At 67.6% G+C, this 7,684-nt stretch carries 5 protein-coding genes; 3 read left to right on the forward strand and 2 right to left on the reverse strand.

Annotated elements, in window-relative coordinates; translation table 11 throughout:
- Window positions 1-406: 406 nt before the first annotated feature.
- Window positions 407-562, forward strand: coding sequence for an IS3 family transposase (locus tag FV222_RS12380; protein WP_147814455.1), 156 nt, complete (start codon window positions 407-409; stop codon window positions 560-562).
- A gap of 266 nt (window positions 563-828) precedes the next feature.
- Here the strand turns inward: FV222_RS12380 and FV222_RS12385 are convergent, their stop codons facing one another.
- The gene (locus FV222_RS12385; RefSeq protein WP_147761668.1) at window positions 829-4,554 is read right to left on the reverse strand and encodes a vitamin B12-dependent ribonucleotide reductase; all 3,726 of its coding nucleotides are present in this window, start codon (window positions 4,552-4,554) and stop codon (window positions 829-831) included.
- 536 nt (window positions 4,555-5,090) lie between these two features.
- Here FV222_RS12385 and FV222_RS12390 point away from each other — a divergent pair.
- Together FV222_RS12390 and FV222_RS12395 are read left to right on the forward strand one after the other, a co-directional pair.
- Complete coding sequence (locus tag FV222_RS12390; RefSeq protein WP_147814457.1) at window positions 5,091-5,507, forward strand: NADH:ubiquinone oxidoreductase subunit NDUFA12; 417 nt, start codon at window positions 5,091-5,093, stop codon at window positions 5,505-5,507.
- Window positions 5,508-5,856: 349 nt separating this feature from the next.
- Complete coding sequence (locus FV222_RS12395) at window positions 5,857-6,510, forward strand: DUF2155 domain-containing protein (RefSeq protein WP_147761669.1); 654 nt, start codon at window positions 5,857-5,859, stop codon at window positions 6,508-6,510.
- Window positions 6,511-6,558: 48 nt separating this feature from the next.
- On the opposite strand, the gene aat is transcribed toward FV222_RS12395, so the two are convergent.
- Window positions 6,559-7,245: a leucyl/phenylalanyl-tRNA--protein transferase gene (aat, locus tag FV222_RS12400; RefSeq protein ID WP_147753139.1), complete on the reverse strand. Its 687-nt coding sequence runs from the start codon at window positions 7,243-7,245 to the stop codon at window positions 6,559-6,561.
- Window positions 7,246-7,684: the final 439 nt, after the last annotated feature.

The raw sequence follows: 7,684 nt of genomic DNA on the forward strand, positions 1-7,684 counted from the left end.
GCGACGACGATGTGAGCCGTGTTCGTCATAGGTCCAGACACAGGGCCGATACAGCGCCATCCCGCGCCATCCCCTGTATCCAGACCCAGACCCTATCCGCACAAGGCAGCCGTCACCGAGCGCTTACGCTCTAGATGCCTAATCGCAGCGCGTGGTTGGCTAGGCGCTCGGCCGGTCGATCGACACCCGCGTGACCCTCGCGGCTCGGTGCGCGGCGATCGAGCGGTTTCGCCGGTTCCGGGACTGACCCACCATGAAGACCGCGGCAGTCAGTACGCTGCCGGGGCGTATCGGTAGGTGTTGGTCGAGCACGGGATCGTTAATTCGATGGGCCGGCGCGGCAACCCCTCGACAACGCCGAGGCCGAGAGCGTCATGAAGACGCTTGAGGTCGAGGGGGGTACCTGATGGCGTTTGAGACCTTCGCCAACGTGGCAGCCGAGCTACTCTGCTTCATCGACGAGGACTACAATACCAAGCGGCGGCACTCCGCGCTCAGGTACCTGAGCCCTGTGCAGTTCGACGAGCAACCCGCCCGGCCGACGGTCAACACCACCGCCTGATCGTGCCCACCGACAGGGGCCCACTCCAGATATCAGCATCGTTTTGGAACCGTCGTTCGCCCTTTTTCATATGTCCCAGCCGAGAGGAGATCTCGGCCGGAAAAGTCATTTGCGGAAGTCGAAGCTCAATCGAGGCGACCTCGCCCTCGGTTTAAGAATGGGTCATTCGATGGTGTGGCGGGAACGTTACACGTCCGCTCGCGGGCATACTATGTGCGCCCGCGGGCATTTTGCCCTTCCCGCCACACCCATGAGGCTTGGTCTGACTAGCTGCAGCCAGTCGTGCCGCCGCAGGTGTCGCACTTCAGGCAGGTTCCGTTGCGGACCAGCGTGAAGTTCGCGCATTCCGGGCAGGATTCGCCGACGTAGCCCTTCATCTTGGCCTCGGCCCGCCGGTCTGCGACGCTGCGCTCAGGCTTGGCGAAGGGCAGGGCCTCGATCGAGGTCTCCGCGTGGACGGACAGCTCGGTCTCCATCTTCAGCGCCGTCGCGCCGCGTAGCGCGTGGACCACGCCGCCGGCCGGGGCCGACTGGCCCGCGTTGCCGGAGCCGACCCCGACGGTCGCGCCGGACGGGCCGCCCTGGATCAGGGTCAGCCGGTCGGCCGAGCCGCGGAGCAGCCCGCGGGAGACGACGCTGGCGGCCGTCTGCTGCGGCTTGCCCGGCTCGCGGGTGGTGTCGCCCTCGCCGCCGCCGAGGATCGTGGAGCCGATCTCGGAGGGGTCGACGTGGGCGAGGTCCATGCGGGCGAGGTACGAGATCGCCAGCTCGCGGAAGACGTAGTCGAGGATCGAGGTCGCGTTCTTGATCGCGTCGTTGCCCTGCACGAAGCCCGCCGGCTCGAAGCGGGTGAAGGTGAACGCCTCGACGTACTCCTCCAACGGAACGCCGTACTGGAGGCCGAGGGAGATCGCGATGGCGAAGTTGTTCATCAAGCTTCGGAAGGCGGCGCCCTCCTTGTGCATGTCGATGAAGATCTCGCCGATGCGGCCGTCATCGTACTCCCCGGTGCGCAGGTAGACCTTGTGCCCGCCGACGACGGCCTTCTGGGTGTAGCCCTTGCGCCGGTGCGGCAGCTTCTCCCGCGAGCGGATGCGCTCGACCCGCTCGATCACCCGCTCGACGATCTTCTCGGCGAGCTGCGTGGCTTTCGCCGCGGCGGGCATCTGGACCAGCGCCTCGACCATGTCCTCCTCGTCGTCCTCGTCCTGGATCAGGGCCGAGTTCAGCGGCTGAGACAGCTTGGAGCCGTCGCGGTAGAGGGCGTTGGCCTTGAGCGCCAGGCGCCAGGACAGGGTGTAGGCCGCCTTGCAATCCTCCACCGTGGCGTCGTTGGGCATGTTGATGGTCTTGGAGATCGCCCCCGAGATGAAGGGCTGGGCGGCGGCCATCATGCGGATGTGGCTGTCGACCGAGAGGTAGCGCTTGCCGATCCGCCCGCACGGGTTGGCGCAGTCGAACACCGCGTAGTGCTCCTGCTTGAGGAAGGGAGCTCCCTCCAGGGTCATCGCCCCGCAGATGTGGGTGTTGGCGGCCTCGACGTCCTTCTTCGAAAAGCCGAGGAACGGCAGCAGCTCGAAGGTCGGGTCGGAGAGCTTTTCCGCCGGCACCTTGAGGGTGCCGGTGAGGAAGTCGTCGCCCAGCGTCCAGCGGTTGAACACGAACTTGATGTCGAAGGCCGACTTCAGGCCGGCCTCGATCGCCGCGATCTTGTCGTCCGAAAAGCCCTTGGCGCGCAGGCTGCCGGGGTTGATCGCCGGCGCCTGGCCCATCGAGCCGTGGCCGACCGCGTAGGCCTCGATCTCGGCGATCTCGGATTCCCGGTAGCCCAAAGCCCGCAGCGCATCGGGCGCCGCCTGGTTGATGATCTTGAAGTAGCCGCCGCCGGCGAGCTTCTTGAACTTCACCAGGGCGAAGTCGGGCTCGATGCCGGTGGTGTCGCAATCCATGACGAGACCGATCGTGCCCGTCGGTGCCAGCACCGTCGCCTGAGCGTTGCGGTAGCCGTGCTCCTCGCCGAGCCGCAGGGCGCGGTCCCAGGCGGCGCGGGCGTGGTCGCCGAGGTTGCCCTGCGGGATGTTGGCGTGGTCGAGGGGAACTGGCGAGATCGACAGGAACTCGTAGCCCTCGGCCTCGCCATGCGCCGCGCGGCGGTGGTTGCGGATCACCTTCAGCATGGCGTCCGCGTTGTCCTCGTAAGCCGGAAAGGCCCCGAGCTCGGCGGCCATCTCGGCCGAGGTGGCGTAGGCCACGCCGGTCATGATCGCGGTGAGCGCGCCGGCGAGCGCCCGGCCCGCATCCGAATCGTAGGGCAGGCCCATGGTCATCAGCAGGCCGCCGATGTTGGCGTAGCCGAGGCCCAGCGTGCGGTACTTGTAGGAGAGCTCGGCGATCTCCTTCGACGGGAACTGCGCCATCGTCACCGAGATCTCGAGCACCACCGTCCAGAGGCGGTTGAGGTGCTCGAACGCCTCGACGTCGAACTGCTTGGTCTGCCGGTCGTACATCGTCAGCAGGTTGGCCGAGGCCAGGTTGCAGGCGGTGTCGTCGAGGAACATGTACTCGGAGCACGGGTTCGAGGCCCGGATCCGCCCGCCGGTCGGGCAGGTGTGCCAGTCGTTCATCGTGGTGTTGAAGTGCAGGCCCGGGTCGGCCGAGGCCCAGGCGGCCTCGCCGATCTTCTCCCAGAGGTGGCGGGCGCCGACCGACTTGGTCTTGTTCGAGTTGCGGTCGCGCAGCAGCCACTCCCCGTCAGCCTCGACCGCGCGCAAAAAGTCGTCGGTGAGCGAGACGGAGTTGTTGGAGTTCTGGCCGGCGACCGTGAGGTAGGCCTCGGAATCCCAGTCGGTGTCGTAGACGGGGAAGTCGATCTTGGTGAAGCCCTGGCGGGCGAACTGGACGACGCGCTTGGTGTAGGCGTCCGGCACCATCGCCTTGCGGGCGGCCTTGATTTCGCGCTTGAGCGCCGGGTTGCGCTCGGGATCGAAGCAGGCGTCGCCCTCGGCCTCGCACTGGGTGCAGGCCTTCATCACCGCGGTGAGGTGTTTGGAGACGACCTTGGAGCCGGTCACCAGGGCGGCGACCTTCTGCTCCTCCTTCACCTTCCAGTCGATGAACTGCTCGATGTCCGGGTGGTCGATGTCGACGATGACCATCTTGGCCGCGCGCCGCGTGGTGCCGCCAGACTTGATCGCACCGGCCGCCCGGTCGCCGATCTTGAGGAACGACATCAGCCCCGACGACTTGCCGCCGCCGCCGAGCTTTTCGTTTTCTCCACGCAACAACGAGAAGTTCGAGCCGGTGCCGGAGCCGTACTTGAACAGGCGCGCCTCGCGGACCCACAGGTCCATGATGCCGCCCTCGTTGACGAGGTCGTCCTGGACCGACTGGATGAAGCAGGCATGCGGCTGCGGATGCTCGTAGGCCGTCTCGGACTTCGTCAGCACGCCGGTCTTGTAGTCGACGTAGTAGTGGCCCTGGCTCGGGCCGTCGATGCCGTAAGCCCAGTGCAGGCCGGTGTTGAACCATTGCGGCGAGTTCGGCGCGACCATCTGCTTGGCGAGCATGAAGCGCAGCTCGTCGAGGAATGCGGAGGCGTCCTCCTCGCTGGTGAAGTAGCCGCCTTTCCAGCCCCAATAGGTCCAGCAGCCGGCGAGGCGGTCGAACACCTGGGTCGCGGAGGTCTCGGAGCCGGTGCGCTCAGCCTCGGGGAGTTCGTTCAGCGCCGCCTCGTCGGGCACCGAGCGCCACAGGAAGGAGGGAACGTCGTTCTCCTCGACCTTCTTCAGGCGCGCCGGCACGCCGGCCTTGCGGAAGTACTTCTGCGCCAACACGTCGCTGGCGACCTGGGACCACGCCTCGGGCACCGAGATGCCGTCGAGGCGGAAGACCGTAGAGCCGTCCGGGTTGCGGATCTCCGACAGCGCCTTGCGGAAGGGGATTGCCGCATAGGGCGAAGAACCGGACGTGGTGTAACGACGCTCGAACCGCATGAGACGCACCTCTCCCGACGAGGCGCAGCTGCGCCCCGGGGTTGAATCCGGAGATCCGAAGAGCCGAATCCGGGCGCCTGGATGGACGCTGCCCGGACTGGCCGACGTTGGTAAGAAGGTGGCTGGACGCGCGCTGATCGAACGGATCGGTGCGCCCGAACCATGACCCGGACATTAACGCCGGGCCGGCCCTCACGTCAACAAGTGGTGTTCGCGCGGCCGGTTCCACGCTAGATGTTGTGGTCTTGCGGGTAAAACTGTGGATAAGTCGTGGCACTGCGTAAGTGCTGTTTCTGCTGTGGGGATTTCGCACGGAAAATTTTTGCGTCCACAGCGTCGGCTGACCGCCTGAAGCCCCCTCGCGCCGCGACGTCGCGCGGGCGTGGTCGCCGGGCGACACCGCTGCCCCCGGCGACGGCGCCGCCGGGTTGCAGCCCTCACCGCGGACTTGGATCTGGACTTGCGGCCACCCGCTCCGCATAACCGCCCCGGCACACCGATCGCGGTCGCGTGTGCGACGAGGCTCGGAGACGGCGATGGCGCTCAAGGATACGCTTCTGCGCATCTTCACGTGGTGGAACGGGCAGACGATGTCGCTCGCGCTCTACACCGCGCGCAGCGGCAACTTCGTCGGCAGCGACGACCACGGCAACAACTACTATCGCGCGCAAGGCGCCCTGATCGACCGCTCGGTCGGCTCGGAGCGGCGCTGGGTGGTCTACAACGGCTATGCCGACGCCTCGAAGGTCCCGCCCGGCTGGCGCGGCTGGCTCTGCCACAACGTCGAGTTGCCGCCGAGCGAGGAAGCCTACACCCCGCGCGAGTGGCAGAAGCCCCACGTCGAGAACATGACCGGCACGGCCGACGCCTACCGCCCAAAGGGTTCGCAGCTCTCCTGGGGCGCGCGGCCCGCCGCGACCGGCGACTACGTGCCGTGGAATCCAGGCGAGTAGCGTTCCGGTCGTCCTGCCGGCAGGTCACCGACCTGTGCTGACCCGGCTTCAGGATCGTGGGGCCTTTTCTGACGAGGGCACCGTCATTCCGGGGCGCCGTAGGCGAGCCCGGAATCCGGAGCCGCAGGTCGCTCTTCAGCATGCGCTGTCTGCGGATCTGGACTCCGGGCTCTGCTGCGCAGCACCGGAATGACGGGGAGGGGCTGGAAACGGAGCCTGCAGGCCTCGTCCGCCCGACGTACGGCGGGATCACAAGCGCCACGCCCTTTTTCCACCACCGTTCCGGTGTTGAACGCCCGCCATCCGTCGGCTTTTCGCCGCGTCGTCCAATCGCCGGGAGGGGCGTGCCTTGAGCCGCATCACAGCACGCGCCGCACTCGGGTCCTTCGCTATCGCCTTCGTCGCCCTCTGCGCAGGCCCAGCCTCGGCCGACAAGATCAAGAACCCGACCGCGGTGTTCTCCGGCCTCGACAAGATCACCGGCCGCATCGTCTCGTTCGAGGTGGCGGTGGACGAGACCGTGCAGTTCGGCGCGCTGCAGCTCACCCCGCGGGTCTGCTACACGCGGCCGCCGACCGAGAGCGCCAAGACCACGGCCTTCCTCGAGGTCGACGAGGTGACGTTGGAGAACAAGTACCGCCGGATCTTCACCGGCTGGATGTTCGCCTCGAGTCCCGGCCTGCACGCGATCGAGCACCCGATCTACGACGTGTGGCTCGTGGATTGTAAGGGCGGCAGCGACATCATCGCCGAGGCGCGCGAGCAGGAGGATGTGCCGGTGATGGCCGCCAAGCCCGAGCGCAAGCGCGGCACGAAGGATGCGACCAAGACGGTGCAGCAGGTCAACTCGGCCGGTCAGGTCGACGTCGAGGCGCCACGCGGCGTCCCAGTGCAGCCGCGCCAGAAGCCCTCGCGGAAGTTCTTCCCCTCGAACGAAGGCCCGGCCGCAGCCCCGCCGCAGCCCCAGCAGCCGCAATCGCTGTTCGACGCGCTCTTCCGCTGATCGTCATCTCTTCTTCCTCCCCTTGTGCGGGAGGAAAACGCTTTCGCCTCAATCCCCTGCGCCACCCACCCCGAGCGCGGCGAGCGCCTGAGCGCCGCGCACGCTGCCGTCCGTCGGCCAGGCGTTCCAGTCGCCGGCATGGCCGAGCGCCTCGGCGAGGCGGCGTTTGTAGACGTGGCGCGGCAACTCCTCGGCGCCGAACTGGGCGAGGTGCTCGGTGACGAACTGCGTGTCGGCGAGGCGGTATCCGCCGGCGCGAAGCCGGCCCATCAGGTGGACGAGGGCGACCTTCGAGGCGTCGCGGACCTCGTGGAACATGCTCTCGCCGAAGAAGACCGCGCCCATCGACACCCCGTAGAGCCCGCCGACGAGGCGGCGCGGCTCGCCGGCGTAGACCTCGACGGTGTGGGCGTGGCCGCGGTCGAACAGTGCGCCGTAGAGCTCGCGGATGCGGCCGTTGATCCAGGTGCGCTCGCTCTCGCGGCGCGGGGCGGCGCAGCCGGCGATCACGCCGTCGAAATCGGTGTCGCTGCGGACCTCGAACGCGTCCGAGCGCACCGTGCGGGCGAGCCGCTTCGACACCCGGAACCCGTCCAGCGGCAGCACGCCCCGCGCCCGCGGCTCGACCCAGTACAGCGTCGGGTCGTCGGCGTCCTCGGCCATCGGGAAGATGCCGGCGGCGTAGGCCTTGAGCAGGATCTCGGGCGTGATCTCCACGCGGGTGCCGTCGTGCATGGCGTCGATTTTGGCGTGCGCGCGCCCGGAACGCCAGGGGGCGGGCGCGCAAATCCGCGCCGCCGACGCCGCGGCGCGCGGATCGCAATCCTTCTGCGGTTCGATCCGTCCGCGCCACGACTGGTCTGCATCCGCGGATAACTTTGGAAGCACATCCCCAGCTTCGCAGCGTATCGTCCGAATCGTCGAAAGGATGCGGAGGCTTTTACGCCGCAGGGAGGCCGGCATGACCGTGGCGATGCGCAAGTCACAGCTGAAGTCCCGGATGCCTGCCGGCCCGATCCACGCCTGTTGCCGCACCGACGGCATGGGGAAGGAGCGAGAGCAGGCAGGGAAGGACTTCGATCATGGGTTATCACGACGCAACGTTTGACCCGACCGGCGCCGGCCGCGCGTCCGGATACCGCGACGCCGCCGCGGCGGCGTCGCGGTATCCGGA

This window comes from Methylobacterium sp. WL103, from assembly GCF_008039885.1.
GTDB classification, from domain to species: domain Bacteria; phylum Pseudomonadota; class Alphaproteobacteria; order Rhizobiales; family Beijerinckiaceae; genus Methylobacterium; species Methylobacterium cerastii.